The organism is Desulfothermus naphthae, from assembly GCF_054657475.1.
The window spans coordinates 1,279,719-1,304,801 of sequence record NZ_BAAHYQ010000001.1; the positions used below are offsets into that span (position 1 = coordinate 1,279,719).

Sequence of the window (25,083 nt, forward strand, 5' to 3'; positions counted from 1 at the left end):
TAGATGGAAATTTTCTTGTCCTCAAATGTTCGACGATCTACTAAATTTTTTTTATATCTCATAGCAATTGGCATTATAGCTGGCATTGGCTCAATAATCTTTCAATTTTTTTGCGACGCTGGGATGCACTATATTCTTGATATGTTAGCTGGTTACAGGCCTGGTGGGCCGAAAGGTGAGATCTCTATTTTTCATCATACTTCTGTTCCCTTTAAGCGGTGGATGCTTCTTATTTTACCCACACTTGGTGGCATTGTGAGTGGATTTATTGTTTATACCTTTGCCCCAGAGGCAGAGGGTCATGGAACTGATGCTGCTATAGAAGCATATCATAAAAAGGGGGGATTAATTCGTCCTCAGGTGCCTATTGTAAAGACAATTGCCTCAGCTATTACATTAACGTCAGGGGGATCTGGGGGTAGAGAAGGTCCAATTGCCCAAATTGGGGCTGGTTTTGGTTCATATCTAGCCACAAAACTCAAACTCTCACCCAATGAGAGAAGAATTATGATGGCAGCGGGGATTGGAGCGGGAGTTGGAAGCATTTTCAGGGCACCACTGGCTGGTGCCCTATTTGCTGCTGAAGTACTTTATAAGGATCCTGACTTTGAGCCTGATGTACTCATCCCTGCTGGGATCTCTTCTATTGTGGCCTATTGTGTTTTTTGCATGGTCTTTGGTTTTGGCTCCCTTTTTGAGTCCTCACCTTATTTTTTTAAAAATCCATTAGAATTAGGTCCCTATGTGTTACTTGCTTTAATTTTAAGTGGCATGAGCTTTTTATATGTTAAAACATTTTATACAACCCATGATTTTTTTAGGGAACTAAATCTTCCAAATTGGCTAAAACCTGGTATAGGCGGATTTCTTACTGGAATAATAGGATTTTTCCTACCAGAAACCCTTTCTTTTGGATATGGAGTACTTCAAAAGGCCCTTTTTAACAATGTAAGTTTATATATGTTAATAGGCGTTGCATTTGGCAAAATCCTTACTACTTCCTTTAGCATTGCATCAGGGGGCTCTGGAGGAGTATATGGTCCATCAATAGTAATAGGTGGGTGTCTTGGAGGGGCAGTTGGAATATTATTCAACCATCTCATGCCAGAAATAATAATATCACCGCAAGCCATGGTAATCCTTGGCATGGCAGGATTTTTTTCTGCTGTATCAAATGCTCCAATCTCCACAATTATTTTTGTCAGTGAAATGACTAATTCTTACGAGTTACTACTTCCAAGTTTTTTAGTGTGTCTGTTATGTTACAATTTTTCTAAATCATGGACAATTTACAGAGAACAAGTGAAAAACAGAACTGCGTCGCCTGCTCATGCTGGAGAATTTTTCTTTGATATTTTAAAATCCTATTATGTAAAAGACATAAAAAATTTAATTAGAACTGTAAATACAGTGCCAGAAAATATGACCTTTGCTGAATTTAAAAAATTTTTTGCAAATACAAATCAGCAATATTTCCCAGTAGTAAATAAACATGGAGAATTGGTTGGTATTTTCTCCAACACAGACTTTAGGAGTATATTATTTACAGAAGGTATAGAACATTTAATTATAGTCAAAGATATCGCTACCACAGATATAATCACGACTAATTTTAAAGAAGACTTACACACAGTTATGAAAAAATTCACTCAAAAAAATTTAGATAGTTTGCCAGTGGTAGACACAAAGAATCCTAAACAACTATTGGGAATGTTAAGAAGACGGGAAGTCATTGCATTTTACAACCAAAAGGTAGAAGAAATAACTATGAAGTCCAAAAAAGAGTGAATCCTCAGAATAAATCTGAAACAGGTGCATAACATTCTTGAAAGGGTCAATTCTGTGGGGGATGAAAATTGGCATTAATTGGTGATTAAGCATTGACCTTTTTAAGATAAAGCTGTTATAATTGTATTATATCCATAAAAATGGGGAAGGTTATGCAAAAATTAATGAATAAAAAAAATAAAAGGTATTGGGGTCGAAGGGCTCCATTTTATTTGATTAAGGATCTAAATTGCGCGTTGGCAACTCAGGAAGTTTTACAGGACATGATAGGAATAAGAAAAGACAATCTTTTAAGAGCCTGTACAGGACTGGAAGGTGGAGTAGTAGCGAGTGGTTCTACTTGCGGTGTGGTTACCGGAGGAGCATTAGGATTGGCATTGATGTATGACGAATTACTTACTCAACACAGCACACTTACAGAAGTAGAAGTATTATATTTAGTTGGAGAATATGTTAGATGGTTTGAGAATTGTTTTGGCTCTTCACTTTGTAGAAAGAGAAGTGGTGTAAATTTTTATTCACTTTTAGGTCAGTTACATTATTTTTTTCCAGGCAAAAGTCTTGCGAAGTGTTTATGGCACATAAAGGGTGCCATAGGATACTTACAAACTCAGCAAGAAAAGAAACTGCCAAAAATATCATTAAACCAAAAAGAATCCCTCAATCAACCAATACATTGTGCTCAAGTAGTTTTAAAAGGGATTAAAGATCGTACTGGAATAAGTGATCCCCTTCTTGAACGGTTGTGTTTTGTTTTTGATGGGGGAGTTGGCCTCCAAGGTGGAATTTGTGGGGCCCTTGCCGGTGCAATTTTAGGTATAAATTTAGTTATTGGCTTAAATATTCGAGAGATTTCATATTTGCATACAATTAAGGCTTTTATTGTTGGTCATATTAATATACTCAGAGATAAACCTTTAGGTAGTCCTGAGACGTTTAGCGTAGGTAAAAATGTTGTTCAAAGATTTAGAGAGAAAGCGGGTTCACTGGAATGTCGTGAAATAACCAACAAAACCTTTTCTAATTGGAATGATTTTCAGCTCCATATTTTTTCCTCTGATAAATGCAAAAAAATAATAGAGTTTGCTATCAATGAAGGAGCTTCAGCTATAAAAAAGTTGATCTAAGAAGTGTCTTCTTATCAAATTCTGGTTAAAGTTAAAGGATAACATCCATTATGAAGATAAAAAACTACTCAAAAATCAACAAATTATCTTTTCTTTTTGTTTTATTTATAAGTCTTTTAATACCTATAATTGTAAGATTCATTGAACTTCCCAAATGGCAAAATAAAGCCTATGAAATCAATGGTGAAAAATTAATGGCCACCCATGATGCATATTATTTCATGGCATCTGCTATAGGAACAAGCAGAAATCCTAATGAACCATTGGGAATAATTACAAGGTATATTTCAAAAATAACAAATATTCCTGTAGGCAAGATGGCATTTTATATTCCAGGAATATTTTGTTCCCTTTTAGTAATTCCTTTAGTCATACTTGCCCACAAAAACAATATGCTGGAATGTGCAATTGTGGCTAGCATTTTGGGGTCCTGTTGTCTTGGGTATTTAGGGCGAAGTAGGCTGGGATTTTTTGACACCGACTTTGGTGTACTTGCCCTATTTGTTGCATTTTGTTGTACCATAATCATTTGGCTTGAAAACAGGCCAAAAGGTCAAATACCTCAGCACTTATCAGACCTAAAACTGCCTATTATTATAGGTCTTATTGGATATTGTTATATTTGGTTTTATGGAAGTGGAAGATCCCTTATTTTTTTCACTATTGTACTATGTATTATTTCTCTTATGATCTTAAACCATAAAGAAAGACTTTTCTTCTTTGATTCCCTTTATGGAATCATTGTAATATACATATTTACCTTTGGTATTATAAGCGGAATAGGTACTATATCCTTGCTAACAATCTACAGAAAAAGTGCAAAAAGTGTTGACAGCAAAATAGAGTGGTGGATTTTAGTTTTAGGGGCAATAGCAGCATCTATTGAAGGTTCAGTACACATGATTATATTGAGTGGATTTATTAAATTGTTAAAGTATTCCAAAATACTGTCTTACTATACTGGGACGTCTAAAAACTATTCTCTGCAACTACCTAGTGTAGTTCAAAGCATAAAAGAGGCACAGAATCTAAAGTTTTCCGAAGCAGTTATAAGAATGAGTTATAATTGGCCTACCTTTTTAATTGGAGTGTTAGGTCTCTTTTACCTAGTAATAAAAAAGCCATCACATCTTATATTCCTTGTATTTTTATTATTGGGGATTTTATCAATAAAGCTTGGAAATAGATTTGCTATGTACGGAGGAGTAGCAACAGGCGTAGGACTTGGATTTGGAATTGGACTGATGTTTAAAAACATGTTATCAAATACAGGGAGATGGCTTTTACAAATTGTACTGTCTCTTTTGGTGTTAATACCTATTTTACAGATATCTTTTAATTTCACACCTAGTCCTATTTTTCCTAAAATCTATGCCCAAACTTTTGTAGAAGCTGCCAAAATAGTGCCCAAAAATGGGAGGCTCTGGCAATGGTGGGACTATGGTTATGCATGTCAGTACTACGCAAAAAGGCCCTCCTTTGCAGATGGTGGGGTTCATGACGGTCCTTTTTTATATCCACTGGCGCTTGTCCACACATCAAATTCTCCACTTCTTGCAAGCAATCTCATTAAATATATCACTAAGAGCCAGTTAATTGATTATAATGAAAATAAAGAAAAATATAATAAAGAGAAAAAGAATATACCTTTAATATGGAGGATTTATTTAGCAGATCCAATTTCTCAACTGGATAAGATGGGTCCAGAGAAAGCTCACTTATTTATAAAGAATTTAAAAGAGAAAGAACTAAATATTACAAACATTCCTCCACAATATCTGGTATTTTCATGGGAGAATTTAAAATTGGCATATTGGATAAGTTATTTTGGTTCCTGGGATATAGTTACAGGTACACCATTTCCTGGTAAAATTCAAAGTCTCCAAGGTAAAATAAATATAAATACAGGGGATGGTATTGTAATGGTAAATAACAAAAGCATAAAATTAGATGGATTAATTATTGTGGATAAAAAGGGAAAGGTACATGAATATCGCTGGTATACTGGCTCTGATATTTACGGCATATTAAACACTATATCAAAGGAAATGTTCTTAATGGACTCGATAATGTACTTCTCTAATATGGTTCAGATGCTTTTAAAAGATCCTTCTATATTCAAATCCAATTTTCAATTGGTAATAGACCACTCTCCTTGGACACGGGTATACAAGATTATGTAATGCCCCAAAAAGTCAAGACAAATTTTTAGGAAATTAAGGTAGAGTTAATCATGTTAACTTTATTATTCCTGCAACCTTGTGGATGGAGGCTATATGTCCCAGAGTGGCAGAAGAGATGAATTTCCCCAAAATCACGTTTATAGCAGGACCAAGGAGAGCCACCATGAGTATTAAAAGCATAAGGCGTCCTGTGGAGGAGACAGGGATAATAGAAAGGGCCTCAATGTCCCGGCGCAGGCCACAAAAGGCCACCAATAGTCCAAGCAAGATAAAGACCACTACAATTCCGTACTAGAGGATCGGCTCCAAAATCTCCTGACGAAAGGTCCCTGAATTTACAGCCACCTTTGAATAGCCAAGAACTTTGTAGTTTGGTTCAAAGCGGAGCTTTCCCTCCAAAATCCAATTAGGTCTGCGGAAAATAAATCTCTTAACACCTATCCTTATTTTTAAAAGAATCTTTATTCTTCCTCGCTAACTACATCCTCTGGAGCAGTATATGCCTCAATTCCCAGTTTTTTTGCAACCTCATACGCTTTTGGTTCTATCATTGGGGATATCACTAATTTACGACTTACTTTTTTCCCTTGCTGTTTTTCAAAAAATTTCACTTTTCTATCAAATATATACATATCTGCTTTACTCATTGAAGACTTTATTTCTATTACCCAAACCTCGCCATTTTTAATAACAACATCTAGCTCTATTTGATCAGGATGTCCAAAGACCTCTCCTTTTTCATCATAGCTTAAATAATTTTCTACTTTTAAATCGGTTAATTCGCTTAAAACTGCTTCGATTGCCTCTCTAAAGGCCTTTTCGCTATTTATTCCCCATCTTGCACCAAGTGCTCCAATGGTTCTGTCTATTCTTTTATCTACTCTATGAATTTCTTTGAGCAAGGTCTCCCACCTCTGATCTGACTCTTGTTTTAATTCTCTCCACTTACGCTCAGATTCTTCTTTCAATTCCTGCCATTTACGTTCTGATTCTCTCCACTTACGTTCTGATTCTTCTTTCAATTCCTGCCATTTACGTTCTGATTCTCTCCATTTACGTTCTGACTCTTCTTTCAATTCCTGCCATTTACGTTCTGATTCTCTCCATTTACGTTCTGATTCTTCTTTCAATTCCTGCCACTTACGCTCTGATTTCTCCCACTTACGTTCTGATTCTTCTTTCAATTCCTGCCACTTACGCTCTGATTTCTCCCACTTACGTTCTGATTCTTCTTTCAATTCCTGCCACTTACGCTCTGACTCTTCTTTAAGTTCTCTCCATCTTTGTTCTGATTCTTTTTTTAACTCATGGAATTCTTTCAATAAAATTTCAAACTTAGATTCTGTTTCCTTTTTGTCTGCAAAAATATCAATTAACTTGTTCCACAATATCAACTTCACCTCAGGATGTTTCTCTAAAATGTGTGGGATCTCTTCATAAATTAATTTTTTTACTTCCTCTGTTAAATTTTCTTCGTAAATCATAAGTGTTGGCCTCCCTTATCAGTACTTCGGTTGTGTCAAGAATTTTGTGTAAAAATTTTATTAATATTTTTTAGGTTAATCAAAGAATTTTGCATCATCCCTATAGGGTGAGATTGCCAGTACAGCTCCATTTTAAGGCTTATAAAAGAAAGTAATAACTAGCAACTTGTCTCTCCTCCTATTATTTCCATACTTTTTGTTCTTCTTTTAAACTCTTTATGCAACCTTTCTATTATATTGGTACTTCTTATTGATACCCATTCTTCATAAGGAAATGAATAAAATGTTGTACAACACTTAAAACTTTTTTTCTAAACTCCTTACTGCTGAAGGGATTATTTTTTCCCATTTTTGTTTGAATTTCATAAAAACCTCATAAGATTCTTTTTAAGATGCAGCATAAATATATCTCTTAAAGCATCTGCTACTTCTTTTTTATACTTTTTAGGCACTTTATATAGCACATTTCTCATAACATGAACTAGACATCTCTGAATTTTGGAATTTATAAATTCTTCTTTAAAAACCCTTTCTAAACCACTAAGACCATCCATTACTCCTAATTTTATATCTGAGCCTTTAAGGCCTCTGGATTTTAAATCCTTAAAAAATTCTCGCCAGGAAGATGCGCTCTCTTTATCTCCCATTTGAAAACCTAACACCTTTTTTATTCCCTTATCATTTACTCCTATTGCTACTAATATGGGTAAACTCTCTATGCTATTGCCTATTCGAATTTTAAAATTAACTCCATCTACAAATAAATATTTTATTTTTTCTCGGGATAAATCCCGATTTCGCCATCTCTCTATTGCTTCCTTTAATTCTTTAGTACAGTTAGATACTTGACTATGACTTATTTTATAGCCCAATAAATGCTTAGAAATCATAGATAACGTTCTTGTGCTTAGGCCTGTTAAAAACAACAAGGAGATATCTCTGCTAAGTTCTTCCTCCTGTCTTTTATACTTGGGAATAATTCTACTATTAAATTTACCAAGTCTATCTCTAGGAACTTGAACCCTTATCCCTCCTATTCCTTTTATTGCAAATGTCTTAGTTGTATATCCATTCCTGTAATTCCTTTCCCTTTTTCCTTTAATCCTCTCATATTTCTACCTTCCTAAAAAAATAGCAAGTTCAACTTCCATCATCTTTGTCAGAAACTTCCCTATGGGGTCCTTAATATCTCTTCTTATCAACTTAAAAATATTCTCAGGAACTAAAACTAAGTCCTTGATAAAATCCTTAATTTCAGGCAAACTAATCTTGCATTCGAATATAGACAGAGGGCATCCTCCTTTATGGGTTTTTTAAGTTACCTAAAATCTGCAATTACAGTTCAATCGTAAGCAACTGATTGTTCTGGACAGAGATACCTAGATATGGAGCTGTTATGTTAAAGGATATGTCTCCCTCATTGTGACTTGGAAGGCTTTTTCAGGTAGAAGCTGCGGTCAGTGGCACTCTTTACGGGTGTGTAAAGGCACACCACTGCACATGGACTTACGCAAAATCCTATTTTGGAGGATACTCTCAAAAAAAGATTAAGCAAATTGTAATGACCGGATGGAATTTTCTATCTTTATCCAACGTTCTTTGAAAAAATAATCCCTCGATAATCGAAGGAACCATTGTCGTCCCGCATGCATCAGCCGAGCTGGAACATGGATTAGAAACATGCGGATTGTGTTGGGCTCTTCTCTAAAACCATCTTCATCGTTGAGCCACATCATCCAAACCAGTAGATTGTAAGCCAGAATACAGGTCTGGAATATGGCGGAGTTGGCCCAAAAATCCTGTGTCAAAATGCTTCCAGAGGCCATCTGTCCCTTACACCACTCAATCCAGTTTTCACTGGCCCCCCGTTGGCAATAATACCTGTGGACGTCCCAGGGACTCAGGTTCATATTTGTTACATAACAAAAATAATCATACTCAGTCTTTGTAACGCTGAAAAAAAAGCAACTAAATTTGCTCTCTATTACTTGACGTACGGCCACAAACCGGCGGGGGTGTTTCCACCTCTCACATTTGTATGTGAATTCGGTCTTCTCATAGCCAGGTCTATTTTTAACCTTGTGCCATTTCTGAGCTTCTAAAAGCTGAGTGAGTCCTCGCATCTTAACCTTGATTAAGTACAAAGCATGAGCCTCTTCTAAGTAGTCTAAAAGTTCTCCATTAAAAAAGGCGGAATCTGCACGTACAATAATTTTCCAGACTCTCCTTGGAAGCTTGGCAAAGCACTCTTGCATAAACTCTACACAACCATTGGCTGAATAAGCATCTCCGGCTCTAAACCAGTTGTGAAGACATTCCCGCGTCTCAGCAATAAAGCAAAGGAGCGGATGATATCCCCTTTGTCCTGGCTTCTTGGGGTTGTAACCCTTCTCGGCACCTTCCTGTTTCCCATACACCCCACGCACTGTAGAGTCCAAATCTAAAGTGATGCGGCTAAACCATTTTTTACCCCAAACCTTTTTGCGCACTTTTGTTTCTACATCGGAGAGCTCATTGCAATGTCGGGGATTAAACAACTTAAAAACCCGATTTATGGTAGTATAGTCAGGAAACCTTTCCCATTTAAAAAGCGACCTCAATGCTAAATCAGATCTTAGGATAAATACATGGCTCATATGCTTAGCCCCAGCTAACACTGCCATCATCAAAATCATGATAATGTCGGAAACCTTATACTGTGCGGTAGCTCCCCGCTTAATAGTAATGTGTTGCTCAAGCATCTTGGGAAGCTTCAGTTTGTCAGCAAACAGGCCCAGCAATACCAGTCCGGCGTTGCCCGTAAGATTTTTTTCAGTGAACTTAACATGGAATCTACGCATAGAATCAGTGCCTCCTTCATACTTCCTATTTGAAACACTTTATACCATTAATTCACTATATTGTCAAGCTAAACATTATCTTATGATGCAAATTTTAGGAAGTTATTTTTTCCTTTCACCTCACTCTAAAGGATGATGCCCATTTTTTCTACAAAAAATTTACACAAATTTTTTTACACTACCGTTACTTCTACCTCCATGGTGAAGCTAATCGTGTTATATTTTAGTTCTTAATCTATCTTTATTATTTTTTCAACGTGATTGTTGATTTTAAAAAAGTTAAAAAAGGGGACACGCAAATAATGCACCATTTAAAAGACAGAATGTCAAGGCGATTGGCAGGGGGGTCAGTGAAAATGCGCATAACGCCATTAGAGCGTTTAACAAAACCCATAGATTTAAGGAAAGAAGCAATGCCTCCTTCATAGAAGAGGTCTAAAATGTAACCGCGAAGGATAGCACGATCAAAAGATGTGGAGAAAAACTTATTATTTTTTGAAAATTGAGCAATGAAGTTGTTGTTCACAGGTAATTTTCCTTCTTACATGGAGTGTTTGCTCATCACCTATTTAGGAAATTACCCGTGAACATTTAATTTTTTTTCAAACAAAGTTATGAGATTTATCAATAACTCAGAACTCATAATACAAACCAACATGCAGTTTTCGGAACTTTAGTTTGCTATAAGACATGGGACATCTAAAAAACTACCATTTCACACTCAAGCCGACCCAGAACGTCCTCGGCCAGGCGACTGCATAGTTGTTTGTACCATAGCCATGCCAAACTGCCTGACTGTAATGCTTATCAAATAGATTATCGACACTAAACGTCAGCTTGTATTCAGTCTTCTTTGTATCTTTGATGTTATAGGAAAGTGCCATATCTACCACATCGTAGCCACCATATTTAAACTGATTCAAATTATCTATGTAATATTCTCCCACATGGCGCCACTTGGCCCTGATTCTAAGGCCACAGGGGAAAGAATACTCTGCACCCAGATTTGTTATATTTTCAGGAATTCCTTTGATTTCCTTTCCCTCCAATTGTGGATCAGGATTTTCCCGCACTTCAGTATCAATAAGAGACGCATCCCCAAAAATCTTGAGGCCTGTCACTGGGTTAAGCTTTACGGCCAATTCTATTCCTTTTCTCCTTGTCTTGCCAACATTTCTATAATGGCCAGACCCAGGTGGGTCTTCTTGGATCTCATTAGTCGTATCAAGGATATATGCAGATAGGTCAACCCATAACATCTCCAGAGGGGTATAGGTCAACCCTACTTCGTATTGCTTAATTTCTACAGGGTCCACATCGATTGTGGGATCATATTTTGCTTCTCCTTTGGGCAATGCAAATCCTTCGGAATAACTTGCGCGGAAATCAAGGGGATCCAACACGCGAGAACGAAATCCAACCTTAGGACTCAGGTGATTGTAATTATTCATATCGTGTTTGAATCCTACGCTTCCCGGGTCATGATTGGTGTAACTTCCCCCGAAATCATCATAACGCAGCCCTAGTTGCGGCCGAAAATAACGGGAGATATCCATATCAACCTTGGCAAATAGAGAAAACGTCTTGATTATAAATTCCCTGTCCTGAGTTTTAGCTATCCTAACCCGATTACTGGTATTCCATCGAAGCCAGTCGGTATCTTCATAATAATATTCAACACCAACAATACCAAGACAGGGGATTGAGAACAGGCTGGAGTCAAAATTCAAACTCATCCCTGTACCATACACTTTCCGATCGTAATTTCTTTCTGTTTGACCACCAGGATTGTATCCGAATTTGGCAAAACGGGTAAAATCCTGTTGCGTCAAATAAAGCCAGTAGAGAAGCCTAAATTTATCTGTCAAATCATAACCGAGGTCTAGCCTTTGCGTATAAAATTCTTTTTTTCCACCGTCATCCTCGGCATTAACCGCTTGTTTCTTAGCCTTGTCTTCATCTTTAAATTGGTCTTTAGGGATATACCCAGGTGCATGCCAATCCGACCCATGAAACCTAAACGACAAACTTGCGTCCAACTTATCGGTAAGGTCATATGAAAATCTGGTAGAAAAGTTTCCTTTAAGCCATCTTGAATTTTCCTGATAGCCATCTGTCCGGTAGAATTGGAAGGCAATATTATTATAAAGGCCCGAACCAAGACCAAGTTTGGTTCCAAACGCTCCTTGAACATCAAAAGTAGCAAATGATCCATACTCACCTTTAACTATGTTATATATTCCCCTTTTTCTCGTAAAAAAAGAAAGAGTCCCAGCCCTGGCAAAATTTCCCGACAGAACCGAAGATGGCCCTTTGTAAACTTCAAGTCTCTCCACCTCTAGCGGTATAATAACATTCATGTCAGCATAGCCATCCGCATGGGATTCTCCTTCATTCAGTGGAATCCCATCTATGTAAATTGCCGCATCACCTCCATGGCCACAACTTCTAAACCCTCTCATGGAGAAACTATTTGCAACCCCTCCTTGATTGTAATTGCCAATTTCAACGCCGGGAACCTCCTTGAGTATATCTGAGGTCCTGTCAAGCCTCAGATTCTCAAATTGATCAGATCTGATTACATTTATTGTACCTGGATTATAGGAATAGGGTATTGCCTCTCCTTTGACGGTTATATCCTCCAATTTGATACTTTTCTTGTTTTCGGCCCCGAAGACAACCGATTGAATCAATAATCCATAAAGAAATAGCTGAAAAACAAAATAACTTATCCTCTTCATTTCCTCACCTCCTTTTAATATTTTATTTCGAACATTATATAGGCACGGTAGTTCTCATAATCAGCATCCGGATTTCCCGGGGTGTCAAATTGATATTTGGCACCGATTAGCCATTGCCCTGGTTTGGTCAATTTTATATTTGCAATGCCATTTCTGTCTGTCTTGGTTTCTACAGGATATTTTTTCGCAGGTCTGTATCCTTCGTATATACCAAATACACTGACATCTTTGATTGGCTTTGCCTTGTAAAGCACAAGCAGAGGGATACTTTGCCCAGACTTTAAGCTCGTTGGATCTTTTTGGGGCACAATTTCTATCCTATATCCCAAAATCATCTTGTATGAATCTGAAGCCTTTCCAACTCTCAAAAAGGTCTTCACAGATTTAAAATATTTGCCACCTTCAACAACATTTTTTTTTCTGCTTTTGGGTCCAGACACCCAGCCTTCTGTTGTCTTTGACCAATATGTGGGCATAATGCTTTCTGTACCAATTATGTAAGTTCCCTCTCCAAAGACAGGTACTATGCTCCATGCTGCCTTTGGTTCAACCCTTGAATAGGCAAGAGGAATCCGCTGACCATCAGGAGTGATCAAGTTAAGCCGGTATTTGGTGATATCTGGTGTCTCCACCGTGCCAAAATAACTATGGCCACAACTGAAAGCCATTTTTACCAATGAATTTTTATGGGGATAGAATGTATCTGGAACGATCCAATAATCATGAGCCAAAACGGCTGAACTCATGATACAAAAAATGAACAAACATAACATTAATAAGTCCGACTTGCGCATATCTACCTCCTTTTAGCTTACTGTTTTTTTAGTTTACTGATCCTGCCCACATAAAAAGCTACAAATGCCGATTTCCTTTACAGGAAAATAAATTTTTGTGACCTAAGTTATAAAATATCACATTTTGTAATACTTTTTTTATTTTTTTGTTATTTTTTATACAAAACAAAAAAACATGTCAAGAATAATTGAGGATGTTAGAATAAAAAATTTGGTAGTGAGAAGGTGCCAGACTAATAATGAAAGTTTTACATCAAAAATCTTATAGTTAAAAAAGGGGACATGCAAATAATGCACCACTAATTTTCCACTTCTCTTTTCCTGTTCACTGTCCACTAAAATTAAAAATTTGAAAAAAAATTTTACGTTTTTTTTTTACACAAAGTTATGAGACTTCTCAATAACTCAAAACTCATAAGCGCAAGCGCATAAATTCTCATAATAAATCTTAACAAAAAAGCTTTTGGGTTTGTGTGGTTACTTTCCAAAAACTAATCGACTGTCTACAAAAGAAATATTATAGGTATTTATACGATTACGTTTAATATAAACCAACATACAGTTTTCAGAATTTTAGTTTGTTAGCCCTATGGGAGAGATCCTGTTTAAAACGCATAATTTGCCCTTCACTTTCTTAGGCCTACCCTTTTTAAGATTAATTAAATTGACATTTTTGGGCCTCCTTATATAGTAGGAACCCAATTTAAACAATAAAGGGGTGAGTTGTTATGAAGATCGCAATAGCTGGAAAAGGCGGTGTGGGTAAGACCACAATTGCCGCATGGCTTGGAGATTATTTAAATAGGCAAAAAAAACAGGTCTGGTTAATAGATGCCGATACAGCTATTTCTTTAGGTCCTGCCTTAGGACTTTCTTTAGATGAGGTGCCAACACCACTTGTTAATAATAAAAAGTTAATTCAAGAAAGGGTGGGCACTGGTGTGTTTATTAATCTAAATCCAGATGTTAAGGACCTGCCTCAGAAACTGGCCAAAGATGTCAGAGGGATGAAGCTTTTGGTCATGGGCACCATTTCAGGCGCTGGTGCAGGGTGTGGTTGTGCTGCTAATGCCCTTTTAAAAGCCCTGTTGGCATATATGATTTTAAGAAGTTCTCAATGGATGATAGTGGACCTGGAAGCTGGAGTAGAACATCTAGGTAGAGGCACAATTACCAGTGTTGATGGCCTTGTTGTTGTTAGTGAACCAAGTATTAGGGGACTTCAGACCGCTTCCAATATATCCAGGCTGGCAAAAGAGTTGGGTCTTAAAAAACAGGTGCTAGTTTTAAATAGGGCAGATGATGATTTTAAGTTGCCAGAAAATATACCCCTTCCAAAACTGGTAGCAAAGGTTCCTTATCTTGAGTCTTTAGCAGAGCGCCAAAAATCATCTTCATGTGTTTTGGACCTGCCTGATCTGGATGTAATAGATAAAATTTGTGAAAAAATAATTCAGGAGATCAAAAAATAAGGAGAATTAAACCATGGCCTATACAATAGCCTTTTCAGGAAAAGGTGGAGTTGGCAAGACAACCCTTTGTGGCCTTCTCATTAGATATATGTTAGAGACTGGCAAGCATCCAATCTTAGTGGTAGATGCTGATTCCAACTATAATCTAAACGAGGTACTTGGTGTGGAAGTGGAAACCACCCTTGGAGATATCAGGGAACAGATGAAAAGAGGTGAGGTGCCAGTTGGAATGACAAAGGATAGATTCATGGACACAAAGCTGGAAGAGTCCATTATCGAGACAGACAATTTTGATCTAGTAGTTATGGGCAGACCTGAAGGACAGGGGTGTTATTGTGCTGCAAATACATTGCTTACTAATTTTTTGACCAGATTAGTTGGAAATTATGACTACATCGTAATAGACAATGAGGCCGGGATGGAGCATATAAGTAGGCTCACCACAAAGGACGTTGACGCCCTGGTCGTGGTATCAGACACATCAAAGAGAGGGCTTCAGGCAGCAAAGAGGATAAATGAACTTGCAAGCTCCCTACATGTGGTAATTGGCAGGGGATATCTTGTATTGAATAATGTGGAAGGAGAACTCTCAGATGGTGTAAAAAAATATATTGACGATATTGGTCTGGAATTTTTGGGATGTGTTATGAAAGATCCTTTAATTCAGGAATACGACATGGAGGGAAAACCTACTTTTGAAATTCCTGAAGACTCAGTTGCCCTTAAGAGTGCCTATGAAGTCTTTAAAAAGATCGTCTAATTAAAAGTTATTCATATTATGAGTTATCCTGATAAATTGTTTATCTATTATATTAGGGGAAAGGTTACAAAAGAGTTTGATCGGCCAGATTATATTGGTTGTTGGCTAGAATCTGGAGATAGTTTTTTGTTTTTTTCAAAATCCCATGATGAATTAATTGATGAGCTTGTGGAAAAAGATAAAAAACTGGAATTAAAAGACAGGTTTGAAGTAGATTATTTTGATTGGATTGGGGGCAAGATAAACTCCTTTGAGGTAGGAGGAATCAAGATTATCCCGATCTGGGAGAATGTTAATAGAATAAACCAAAAAGATATTGTCCTGGATCCAGGGGTAGTATTTGGATCTGGCCAGCATGCAACAACACATAACTGCCTTATTGCTATTGACTATGTTTTTACTAAAGACAAAAACATCAAACAGGTTTTAGACCTTGGATGTGGAACAGGTATTTTGTCTCTTTTTTGTGCCAGATTAGGGGCAGAGAAGATTTTAGCTGTTGATTTAAATCCACTTGCAGTAAAGGCTGTAAAAAAAAATATAATCTTGAATAAATTGGAAAATAAGATCCTGCCTATCTGGGGCAGTGCATTGAATTTTTCTCCTATAAAGTCTCATCTTTTAGTTGCCAACATGCACTTTGATGTGATATGTCAAGTAACAACTTTGTATAACTTAAATAATTTTAGATGGTTAATTCTATCTGGAATCTTTCCTCATCAAGTGAGGGAAATAAAAAATATTCTTTTTAGAAAAGGAGTAAAAATAGATAGGGTGATTGGACACTCAAGTGGATGGCCTACTATAATTGGGGGACAGAGGTGATGGAAAAATTAAAGAGCTGGTGTATCGAACTCCCTGTGCCAAAGCCCTCTTTAGATGATAATAGTGGAGACCTTGATAGGCTACAGAGGGCATTAAAAAAAGAAACATCAATAGCCAGGGTCACTTCTCCTTTAATCTTATTAAAAGACCTTCCATCTAAATTAAGGGCTAGTGGATTTCAGATTAAATGCGCCCTTTTTAGGGATAGATTGGGTTATTATTTAACAGGAATAAAGGGAAAAGATGAAAAAGGATTTTTAGGGGTAGGAGTTGATCTTGGTACTACCAGATATGTTGTATCTATAATGGACTTAGAATCCAAACAGGAACTTTGTAGTGGAAATTACTTAAATCCTCAAGCAAAGGTTGGTCCAGATATCTTGACCAGGATACATTATGCTGAAGATCCAAAGGGAAGGGAAGAGATAAGAGAATTGATCGTCCAAGATTTAGATGAAAAAATAAAGATGTTATGTGAAAAAGCTGGAGTAGATGTTGAGGATATAGTGAATGTGGCAATTGCAGGAAATACAGCAATGACCCACCTTTTTTTGGGGATTGAACCAAACTGGATTATAAGGGAACCCTATATCCCCCCTTTGAATAGATTGGATCTTTTCTCAGCAGAGGAGGTCGGATTACATCTTGGCAAAGGCACAAAGGTGTTTTTGTTTCCAAATATCGGGAGCTATTTTGGAGGAGACCTTTTAGCTGGTCTTATTGAATGTCAGATGCATAAAAATGAGGAGATAGCTCTTTTTGTAGATGTGGGCACTAATGCTGAAGTGGTTTTAGGAAATTCCCAGTGGCTTGTTGCCTGTGCTGGAGCTGCAGGACCAGCCTTAGAGGGTGGTGTTAGCAAGATAGGAAAACAGGCAGCACCTGGAGTAATTGATAAGGTAAAATATGATTCTGTGAAGAAAAAATTTGAGTATACCACTATTGAAAATAGGCCTCCTATTGGGATTTGTGGCTCTGGGATGATAGATCTGGCTGCTGAGCTTTTTGTAAATGGTCTTTTAGATATCAGGGGAAAATTTGTAAGAGATAGAGAGAAAAGCCTATTTGTTGAAAAAGATGAGATACTCTATCTCAAGTTAGTAGATAAAAGTGAATCTGGCACAGGCGAAGATTTGCTCATATCCCAGCCTGAGATAGACAGTTTAATAAGGTCAAAGGCTGCCATGTACACAATTTTAGAGACCCTGGCAGAGACTGTGGGGATTTCCCTATCTCAAATATCTAAATTTTATGTAGGTGGCACCTTTGGGAATTTTATTAATCCAAAATCAGCTATTACCATTGGTATGCTTCCTGATCTCCCTTTAGATAGATTTGTACCCCTTGGAAATACCTCTCTTAAGGGTGCAAAAAAATTATTAATTGAGCCTGGCTGTTTTGATGAACTTTTTATGTTAGAAGAAAAAATCACTTATATTGAGCTCAATGTAAATCAGGAATTTATGAATAAATTTAGTGGGGCAAAATTTTTGCCTCATACAGATTTAACAAAATTTCCATCAGTTAAGTTAAAAAATAAAATATAAAATTTTTTAAAAAAAGGGTATTTCCCTTGTTACAACAAAAAAGGGGGTATATATGCCTAAGGTAAAATTTCTTCCTCACGGAAGGGAAGTGGAGGTAGATGTAGGGACCTCTGTTATCAGGGCAGCACTACTTGCAGGGGTGCACATAAATGCGTCCTGTGGTGGTAATGGTGTTTGTGGAAAATGCAGGGTCAAAATTGAAAAAGGGAGTGTTAAAGGTGGAATTAGTGAAAAGTTGAGTAAGGAAGATATAGAAGAAGGATATAGACTTGCCTGTCTGTCAGAAATTTTAGAGGATTTAGAGGTCCGTGTTCCAATTGAATCTGAGATGGATGAGAGTGTCTTAAATATCCAGGCATCCCCGAGAAAAAGGGCAGCAATAAAACAGCTTGACTTGATTGATTTTAAAGAAAAGGGCATGTTTTTGCCTCCTGTTGAAAAGCGATATTTAGAACTACCTCCTCCAAGCCATGAAGACAATTCTGCAGATGTTACAAGGCTTGTGAACTTTTTAAAACTTAAGCACAACGAACATAGACTTGAAGTCGATTTTTCAGTCATCAAAAAGATAGCAAAGGTACTTAGAGAGTCAGATTTTAAGGTAACTGCCACCCTTGCAAGGTCTGTTAGGGAGGATGGAAAGACCAGAATATTGAATGTCCAGCCAGGAGACGTGACAAATAGAAACTTTGCAATTGCAATAGATATTGGGACTACGACCATTTATGGTCAGGTCTTGGATTTAAATAGTGGGGACGTGCTTGCTGAATATGGGGATTTTAATGCACAGATGAGTTATGGAGAGGATGTTATAAACAGGATCGTATATGCAGAAAAAGGAAATGGCTTAGAAGAGTTGAATCAGGCAGTTTTAAGGACAATAAATAAGGTAATTGGAAAGATAATGAAAAAGTCTGGGGTATCTCATGATGAGATATCAACTATAACCCTGGCTGGAAATACTACGATGACACACCTTTTTTTAAAGCTTGATCCCAGGTATATTAGGCGGGCACCATATGTCCCTACATGTACCCTGTATCCACCTCTAAACGCCAGAGAGCTTGGTTTAGATGTGGGTGAACATGTAATTGCCCTTTTATATCCTTCAGTATCCAGCTATGTGGGTGGGGATATAGTTGCAGGGATTATGGGATCTATGGTTTATAAAGAACCTGAACTCACACTGTATGTTGATATTGGAACAAATGCTGAGATTGTAATTGGTAATAAGGATTGGATGGCATGTGCTGCCTGTTCTGCAGGACCTGCCTTTGAAGGTGGAGGGATGAAATTTGGTGTTAGGGCAGAAAAAGGAGCCATTGAAGATTTTTCTATTGATCCAGTTACTTTAGAACCAATGGTCTTTACAATTGGGAATGCAAAGCCCATTGGGATATGTGGATCTGGGCTTATTACTACAGTTGCTACTTTGTTTGAAGTGGGAGTTATTGACAATAGGGGAAAATTCAACAGGGATTTGGATACCCCAAGGATCAGACAAAATGAGGGTATCTGGGAATATGTGCTTTGTTGGGCTGATGAGAGTGGTATTGATAGAGATATTACACTTCAGGAACCAGATATTGACAATCTAATACGTGCCAAAGGGGCAATTTATAGTGGTTGCATGACCTTACTCAAAGAAGTTGGCCTATCAATCTCTGATTTAGACAGGATAATAATAGCTGGTGGATTTGGAAGCTACATTGATTTAGAAAAGGCCATTACCATAGGTCTGTTGCCTGAGATGGATACAAGCAAGATTACCTATCTTGGAAACGGTTCTTTGCTTGGGGCAAAGATGAGTTCTTTAAACAATCAAATCAGGCGGGATGTGGTAGAAGTAGTTAAAAAAATGACCAATTTTGAACTCTCAGAAACACCATCTTATATGGATAACTATGTAGCATCTTTATTTTTACCACACACAGATCTAAATCTTTTTCCAAAAGTTAATGAAAGATTAAAAGAAACGAGGAAGATTCTTGGCCGAATAAGAGAAAAATAAAATTATTTAAAGTCTAGTTGGGTTATATGTTGACAATCTTGAGAATTAAAGCTAATTGCATATCAAAAATTTGCAGCTAAATGGTTTTTAACAAGTTAGAACTTTTTTGTTAATATTTTTAAAGGGAAGGAGTGCTTATGGGCTTTGAGATCATTAAAGAAAACTATTCAGGAGCGATCAAGGAAGTCACCATTGGGACCGGTGACAAGGCCCTGAAATTGGGGGGACAGACATGTCTGCCCTTTTACACATTTGAGGGAGACATTCCCAATAAACCCAAAATAGCCATGGAAGTTTGGGACATGGAACCCCCGGAGTGGCCTGATTCAGCAAAGGAACCATTTAAAGATTGTTTAAATGACCCTGCAAAGTGGGCTAAAAAGTGTGTTGAACAGTATGGAGCAGATGCCATTGCCCTGCAGCTTAGATCCATTGATCCAAATGACAAAAATGCATCTGCTGAAGATGCAGTTGCGACTGTAAAAAGTGTATTAGATGCAGTTGATGTACCGGTAATTGTGTGGGGATGCTCAAATGTGGAAAAGGATGCTGAGGTCTTAAAGAAGATAGGTGAAGAGTGCGAGGGAAAGAATTTGGCAATAGGCCCAATTGAAGATGCAAATCACAAACAAATTGGTGCCTCTGTAATGGGTTTTAACCATACAGCTATTGCATCTTCTCCAATTGATATTAATCTAGCGAAGCAGATTAATATCTTGTTGGAGAATCTGGGTTTGCCCCTTGACAGGGTAATTATTGATCCAACAACTGGTGGCTTGGGTTATGGTTTAGAATATTCCTACTCAGTCATGGAAAGAATCATGCTTGCTGCCATGACCTTTGGTGATGATAAATTACAGAATCCCATTATAAATAATCTCTCATTTGAAGTCTGGAAGTGTAAAGAGGCAAAAGATACAGTAGAGACTGCCCCACTTTTAGGAGATCCTGAGAGAAGGGGTATTTTAATGGAGAGTGTGACTGCAATAAGTTATTTGATTGCAGGATCCTCTCTTCTTATTTTGCGTCACCCTGAAACTGTGAAATTGGTTAGAGCATATATTGATTTAATGATTGATGGCGGGATGGCGACTGAAATAGCACCAATAGAAAAGTTACTCCCAGGGGTAAGTATTGATTATGCACAATATTCACCAGAGCCAGATCTAAAAATAGAAGAAGAGAAAAAGGCTGCAGCACCAGCAGCTAAAAAGGAAGCAGCACCACCTAAGGAGGAAGAGAAAAAAGAGCCAGAGAAAGAGGTAGAAGAAAAGAAAGAGAAAGAGAAAGAGGTAGAAGAAAAGAAAGAAGAAAAGGCAGAGGAAAAGAAAGAAGAGGTGAAGAAAGAAGAAAAAGCTGTTGAACCAAAGGAAAAAGCACCAGCTACTGGTGTAGCAGTTGATGAAGAAAAACTGGCTGAAATGATAAAACAAGGAGTACAGGAGGTGTTAAAAGAGCTTAATATCATTAAACCTGAAGTAGATAAAGAGGCTGAAAAGGCAGAAAAATTAAAGAAAATTGAAGAAGAAAAGGCTAAGGCAGAAGAGGCCAAGAAAAAAGAAGAAGAGGAATATAAAAAGAAGATTGAACAAGATATTGAGGCAGTAAGAAAGAAATATGAAGAGCTCAAAAAGGGACAAAAAGAGGAAGAAAAACAGGTATATCCAGAAAATGTACCCACAAGCGGCCCAGAAAGGCAACTTTATGAATTAAATTTAATCCACAAAAGGGCTGCATAATAAATAAAATAAAAAAAGGAGATGGATATGTCTAAATTAGTGGCATTTGCATGTATACAGGGTGCATATAATATAGTATCAAAGGTAGAGGGGCGTTATAAAAGGATCCTTGAGACATATGAAGCATCCACAAAGGTTGGATTTCCAAATACAGCATATTATTTACCAGTAATTTATTCTTTAACAGGACACAAGGTTGAGAAATTGGAAGATATGAAGAAACCTTTGGAGTTTGCAAGGCAACTCCTTCCACCTCATGTTAAGGGACACCATCATGTGCCCTATTTAGGTCCCCTACTAGATGCAGGTATGGCTGCAATTTTTGCATTTGAGATTGATGAGGCATTAAATTACCTGGAAAAGCCAGATTTTTACCTGCATTCTGAGGAAATAGACGAAGAAAATGGAAAGATATGGTTAGGGGCAGCTGACGATATTATTTTCAGGAAAAGGGGAGTTGAGTTTGTTGATGGTTCTGCACCTGGTTTTGCAGCAATAGTTGGTGCTGCTCCAGATATAGAGACTGCCAAGATGATTGTTGAAGATTATCAGCAAAAAAATCTTTACATATTCTTAGCAGCAAATCAAAACGGGACCACAGTTGCCGAACAATTACTTGAGGCTGGAGTACAGATTGGATGGAATACACGTATTGTTCCATTTGGCCCTGAAATTTCAGCCGCAGTTTTTGCCCTTGGTTTTGCCAATAGGGTGGCAATGGCATTTGGAGGTGTGCAACCTGGCGATTATCAAAAGATTTTGCTATACAATAAAAACCGTGTATTTGCATTTATTAACGCTTTAGGTGATGTAAATGCAGAATGGGCTGCAGCAGCTGGTGGAGCAGTTAACTGGGGATTTCCAACAATAGCTGATACAGATATACCTGAGATATTACCTTATGGGGTATGTACTTATGAGCACGTGGTCGCCAATGTTCCCCATGACCAGATCGTTCAAAAGTCAATTGAGGTCAGGGGACTTAAGGTCACAGTATCCAAGGTGGATATACCATGCGCATTTGGTCCTGCATACGAAGGTGAGAGGGTAAGAAAGGGAGATCTCTTCTGCCAAATGGGCGGTGGTAAGACCCAGTGTACAGAACTTGTCCAGATGGCAAATATGAATGAGATTGAAGATGGGAAAGTAGAGGTTATTGGTAAGGATGTACCAGATCTAAAAGAAGGGGACGTACTGCCACTTGGGATTTATGTACAGGTTGCTGGTAGGGAATTCCAGGAAGACTTCGAGCCTATTTTAGAGAGGCAAATCCATCATTTGGTAAACTACATCCAGGGTGTAATGCATATAGGTCAAAGGGATATATCCTGGGTAAGGGTATCAAAAGCAGCAGTTGAAAAAGGATTTACCTTAAAAGATATAGGTGTGGTTCTTCATGCAAAATTCCATCAAGATTTTGGGAAGATTTTAGATAAGGTGCAGGTAACCTTATATACAAATAAGGAAGATGTAGATAAAATAACTGCTAAGGCCAGGGCAGTTTACAAATATCGTGATGAACGTGTTGAGAAGATGAGAGATGAAGACGTAGAAATTTACTATTCCTGCACATTGTGTCAGTCCTTTGCTCCAAACCATGTATGTACAGTATCTCCAGAGAGGACAGGTCTTTGTGGAGCATATAACTGGATGGATTGTAAGGCATCTTATGAAATCAATCCAACTGGTCCAAACCAGCCCATTGAAAAGGGTGAATGTTTAGATCCATGGAAAGGTGAATGGAAGGGTGTTAATGAATTTGTCTATAAGGCATCAAAAGGTGGTATTTCCAGTTATACCTTTTACTCAATTTTAGATAGACCAATGACCACCTGTGGATGTTGTGAGTGTATTGCAGCAGTCTTGCCACAGTGTAATGGTGTAATGACAGTAAACAGAGAATATCAAGGTCCGACTCCATGTGGTATGCCATTTACTACACTGGCAGGAACAGTTGGGGGTGGAGCCCAAACTCCAGGTTTTGTTGGACATTCCAAGTTTAATATTACCCAGAGAAAATTCCTGCGTGGTGATGGTCCAAAGGATAAACCTGATGGCGGACTCTTAAGACTTGTATGGATGCCAAAGATGTTAAAAGAAGAGCTCAGAGAGAGGCTAATTAAAAGAGGAGAAGAGCTTGGTATTCCTGATTTAATAGATAGAATCGCAGATGAGACTGTTGGCACAACTGAAGAAGAGATCCTGCCATTCTTAAAAGAAAAGAAACATCCAGCTTTAGAGCTTGAGCCAATGGTTGCTGGCTAATAGGGGGTGGCTATAGGGGGCAAAATAGGCCCCCCTTGATTATTCGAAATAAAAAAGGGTTAATACCCTAAGATAATTATTGTTAAGGAGAGTAAAATGGGTCTAACAGGAATTCAAATATTTAAGCTTCTTCCACAGACAAATTGTAAGGAATGTGGGTGTGCTACATGTCTTGCTTTTGCCATGAATTTGGCAGCTGGGAAGGCTGAGTTGGATCAGTGTCCATATGTGTCTGATGAGGCCAGGGAAAAATTGGCTGAAGCATCAGCACCTCCAGTACGTTCAGTAATGTTAGGTAAAGGTGTGAGGCAGGTAAAAATTGGAGGCGAGACTGTTGAATATAGACATGAGAAGACATTTGTTGGACCAACTGCAATTGCGGCTCTGGTAACTTCTGATATTGGTGAGGATGAGCTTAAAAATAAGTTAAAGGTGTGGAATGCCTTTCAATATGAAAGGGTAGGTCTTAATTTGCGTCCTGAGTTGATTGCATTAAAGGATGTAAATGGAAACAAAGATGAATTCGCCGCAAAAGCCAAGCTAATCGCAGAGACCTCAGAATTTAATTTGATATTAATGTCTGAAAACAAAGAAGTTATGGAAGCTGCGTTAGAGGTTACAAAGTTTAAAAGACCTCTTATTTATGCAGCAACAAAGGACAATGTAGAAGATTATGGTAACCTGGCAAAGGAAAATAATGTCCCAATTGCTGTTAAGGCAGATTCAATAGAAAATTTGATTTCTTTAACAGAAAAATTGGCAGAAATGGATCTTAAGGACCTAGTAATTGACACAGGTGCCAGGGAGCCAAAACAGGCATTTATAGATCAGGTAGCAATCAGACGTGCGGCAGTAAGGCAGAAAAACAGGGCTCTGGGATATCCAACTATTACATTTCCATGTGAAATGGCCTCAAACTTAGATGTAGAGACTATTATAGCAGCCACATTTATAGCCAAATATGGTGGGATTGTCGTACTTTCAGATTTTCAACCAGAATCCTTATTCCCATTACTGTTGCAGCGTTTAAACATCTTTACAGATCCACAGAGGCCAATGACAGTTACACAGGGTATTTATGAAATTGGTAAGCCAGATGAGAATTCGCCAGTACTCGTTACCTCTAACTTTGCTCTTACTTACTTTATTGTATCTGGTGAAGTTGAGGCATCAAAGGTAGGTAGCTGGTTGCTTATCAAAGATACAGAAGGTCTATCAGTACTTACTGCTTGGGCTGCAGGTAAATTCTCTGGTGATGAGGTAGGATTGTTTGTAAAGAAATCTGGAATTGATCAAAAGGTAAAGCATAAGGAACTTATTATTCCTGGTTATGCTGCTGCAATAGTTGGTGAATTAGAGGAAGAGCTGCCGGATTGGAAGATAATAGTTGGACCAAGAGAGGCTGCGCATCTGCCAGCATTTTTAAAAGCAAGGCAATAAGTAGGTATGATTTAAGGGCAACCTAAAGGGGAGGTTGCCCTTTTTTTTGTAACAGAATAAATAGGTA

General features: G+C 37.7%; 15 protein-coding genes and 1 pseudogene. 11 read left to right on the forward strand and 5 right to left on the reverse strand.

Going from position 1 to position 25,083, the window contains the following annotated elements:
• Window positions 1-3: 3 nt before the first annotated feature.
• The 3 genes from ACYQ1E_RS06265 (at window position 4) to ACYQ1E_RS06275 (ending at window position 5,098) form a co-directional block, all read left to right on the forward strand.
• The gene (locus ACYQ1E_RS06265; protein ID WP_459876668.1) at window positions 4-1,788 is read left to right on the forward strand and encodes a chloride channel protein; all 1,785 of its coding nucleotides are present in this window, start codon (window positions 4-6) and stop codon (window positions 1,786-1,788) included.
• A gap of 152 nt (window positions 1,789-1,940) precedes the next feature.
• The gene (locus ACYQ1E_RS06270; protein ID WP_459876671.1) at window positions 1,941-2,915 is read left to right on the forward strand and encodes a C-GCAxxG-C-C family protein; all 975 of its coding nucleotides are present in this window, start codon (window positions 1,941-1,943) and stop codon (window positions 2,913-2,915) included.
• Window positions 2,916-2,965: 50 nt separating this feature from the next.
• Entirely contained in the window at window positions 2,966-5,098 is a 2,133-nt protein-coding gene (locus ACYQ1E_RS06275) for an STT3 domain-containing protein (RefSeq protein ID WP_459876674.1), read from the forward strand.
• A gap of 461 nt (window positions 5,099-5,559) precedes the next feature.
• On the opposite strand, the gene ACYQ1E_RS06280 is transcribed toward ACYQ1E_RS06275, so the two are convergent.
• The 5 genes and pseudogenes from ACYQ1E_RS06280 to ACYQ1E_RS06300 all read right to left on the reverse strand — a co-directional run bounded on the left by ACYQ1E_RS06280 (window position 5,560) and on the right by ACYQ1E_RS06300 (window position 12,957).
• Window positions 5,560-6,582 carry a PD-(D/E)XK nuclease family protein gene (locus tag ACYQ1E_RS06280; RefSeq protein ID WP_459876676.1) on the reverse strand — a complete coding sequence of 341 codons (1,023 nt, stop codon included), beginning with the start codon at window positions 6,580-6,582 and terminating at the stop codon, window positions 5,560-5,562.
• 158 nt (window positions 6,583-6,740) lie between these two features.
• Window positions 6,741-7,685 (reverse strand): annotated as a pseudogene (locus tag ACYQ1E_RS06285) (IS256 family transposase).
• 444 nt (window positions 7,686-8,129) lie between these two features.
• Entirely contained in the window at window positions 8,130-9,422 is a 1,293-nt protein-coding gene (locus ACYQ1E_RS06290) for an IS1380 family transposase (protein ID WP_459874805.1), read from the reverse strand.
• Between the two features lie 707 nt (window positions 9,423-10,129).
• Window positions 10,130-12,163, reverse strand: coding sequence for a TonB-dependent receptor (locus ACYQ1E_RS06295; protein ID WP_459876679.1), 2,034 nt, complete (start codon window positions 12,161-12,163; stop codon window positions 10,130-10,132).
• Between the two features lie 14 nt (window positions 12,164-12,177).
• Window positions 12,178-12,957, reverse strand: a complete 780-nt coding sequence (locus ACYQ1E_RS06300; protein ID WP_459876682.1) for a DUF4198 domain-containing protein — start codon at window positions 12,955-12,957, stop codon at window positions 12,178-12,180.
• A 728-nt stretch (window positions 12,958-13,685) separates the two neighbouring features.
• Here ACYQ1E_RS06300 and ACYQ1E_RS06305 point away from each other — a divergent pair.
• The 8 genes from ACYQ1E_RS06305 to acsC all read left to right on the forward strand — a co-directional run bounded on the left by ACYQ1E_RS06305 (window position 13,686) and on the right by acsC (window position 25,016).
• Complete coding sequence (locus ACYQ1E_RS06305) at window positions 13,686-14,429, forward strand: ATP-binding protein (protein WP_459876684.1); 744 nt, start codon at window positions 13,686-13,688, stop codon at window positions 14,427-14,429.
• Window positions 14,430-14,442: 13 nt separating this feature from the next.
• Window positions 14,443-15,189 carry an ATP-binding protein gene (locus tag ACYQ1E_RS06310; protein WP_459876687.1) on the forward strand — a complete coding sequence of 249 codons (747 nt, stop codon included), beginning with the start codon at window positions 14,443-14,445 and terminating at the stop codon, window positions 15,187-15,189.
• An 18-nt stretch (window positions 15,190-15,207) separates the two neighbouring features.
• Window positions 15,208-16,014, forward strand: coding sequence for a 50S ribosomal protein L11 methyltransferase (locus tag ACYQ1E_RS06315; RefSeq protein ID WP_459876690.1), 807 nt, complete (start codon window positions 15,208-15,210; stop codon window positions 16,012-16,014).
• Window positions 16,014-17,561, forward strand: a complete 1,548-nt coding sequence (locus tag ACYQ1E_RS06320) for an ASKHA domain-containing protein (protein ID WP_459876693.1) — start codon at window positions 16,014-16,016, stop codon at window positions 17,559-17,561. Before ACYQ1E_RS06315 ends, ACYQ1E_RS06320 begins: the two co-directional genes overlap by 1 nt.
• Window positions 17,562-17,613: 52 nt before the next feature.
• Window positions 17,614-19,572 carry an ASKHA domain-containing protein gene (locus tag ACYQ1E_RS06325; protein WP_459876695.1) on the forward strand — a complete coding sequence of 653 codons (1,959 nt, stop codon included), beginning with the start codon at window positions 17,614-17,616 and terminating at the stop codon, window positions 19,570-19,572.
• Window positions 19,573-19,709: 137 nt separating this feature from the next.
• Entirely contained in the window at window positions 19,710-21,311 is a 1,602-nt protein-coding gene (locus ACYQ1E_RS06330; RefSeq protein WP_459876698.1) for an acetyl-CoA decarbonylase/synthase complex subunit delta, read from the forward strand.
• 27 nt (window positions 21,312-21,338) lie between these two features.
• Window positions 21,339-23,576, forward strand: coding sequence for an acetyl-CoA decarbonylase/synthase complex subunit alpha/beta (gene acsB, locus ACYQ1E_RS06335; RefSeq protein ID WP_459876701.1), 2,238 nt, complete (start codon window positions 21,339-21,341; stop codon window positions 23,574-23,576).
• A gap of 96 nt (window positions 23,577-23,672) precedes the next feature.
• Window positions 23,673-25,016 carry an acetyl-CoA decarbonylase/synthase complex subunit gamma gene (acsC, locus tag ACYQ1E_RS06340; protein ID WP_459876704.1) on the forward strand — a complete coding sequence of 448 codons (1,344 nt, stop codon included), beginning with the start codon at window positions 23,673-23,675 and terminating at the stop codon, window positions 25,014-25,016.
• Window positions 25,017-25,083: the final 67 nt, after the last annotated feature.

Excerpts from the sequence above, each read along its gene's own strand:
- ACYQ1E_RS06265 (WP_459876668.1), top strand. The coding sequence starts at position 4 with ATGGAAATTTTCTTGTCCTCAAATGTTCGACGATCTACTAAATTTTTT.
- ACYQ1E_RS06270 (WP_459876671.1), top strand. The coding sequence starts at position 1,941 with ATGCAAAAATTAATGAATAAAAAAAATAAAAGGTATTGGGGTCGAAGG.
- ACYQ1E_RS06275 (WP_459876674.1), top strand. The coding sequence starts at position 2,966 with ATGAAGATAAAAAACTACTCAAAAATCAACAAATTATCTTTTCTTTTT.
- ACYQ1E_RS06280 (WP_459876676.1), bottom strand. The coding sequence starts at position 6,582 with ATGATTTACGAAGAAAATTTAACAGAGGAAGTAAAAAAATTAATTTAT.
- ACYQ1E_RS06290 (WP_459874805.1), bottom strand. The coding sequence starts at position 9,422 with ATGCGTAGATTCCATGTTAAGTTCACTGAAAAAAATCTTACGGGCAAC.
- ACYQ1E_RS06295 (WP_459876679.1), bottom strand. The coding sequence starts at position 12,163 with ATGAAGAGGATAAGTTATTTTGTTTTTCAGCTATTTCTTTATGGATTA.
- ACYQ1E_RS06300 (WP_459876682.1), bottom strand. The coding sequence starts at position 12,957 with ATGCGCAAGTCGGACTTATTAATGTTATGTTTGTTCATTTTTTGTATC.
- ACYQ1E_RS06305 (WP_459876684.1), top strand. The coding sequence starts at position 13,686 with ATGAAGATCGCAATAGCTGGAAAAGGCGGTGTGGGTAAGACCACAATT.
- ACYQ1E_RS06310 (WP_459876687.1), top strand. The coding sequence starts at position 14,443 with ATGGCCTATACAATAGCCTTTTCAGGAAAAGGTGGAGTTGGCAAGACA.
- ACYQ1E_RS06315 (WP_459876690.1), top strand. The coding sequence starts at position 15,208 with ATGAGTTATCCTGATAAATTGTTTATCTATTATATTAGGGGAAAGGTT.
- ACYQ1E_RS06320 (WP_459876693.1), top strand. The coding sequence starts at position 16,014 with ATGGAAAAATTAAAGAGCTGGTGTATCGAACTCCCTGTGCCAAAGCCC.
- ACYQ1E_RS06325 (WP_459876695.1), top strand. The coding sequence starts at position 17,614 with ATGCCTAAGGTAAAATTTCTTCCTCACGGAAGGGAAGTGGAGGTAGAT.
- ACYQ1E_RS06330 (WP_459876698.1), top strand. The coding sequence starts at position 19,710 with ATGGGCTTTGAGATCATTAAAGAAAACTATTCAGGAGCGATCAAGGAA.
- acsB (WP_459876701.1), top strand. The coding sequence starts at position 21,339 with ATGTCTAAATTAGTGGCATTTGCATGTATACAGGGTGCATATAATATA.
- acsC (WP_459876704.1), top strand. The coding sequence starts at position 23,673 with ATGGGTCTAACAGGAATTCAAATATTTAAGCTTCTTCCACAGACAAAT.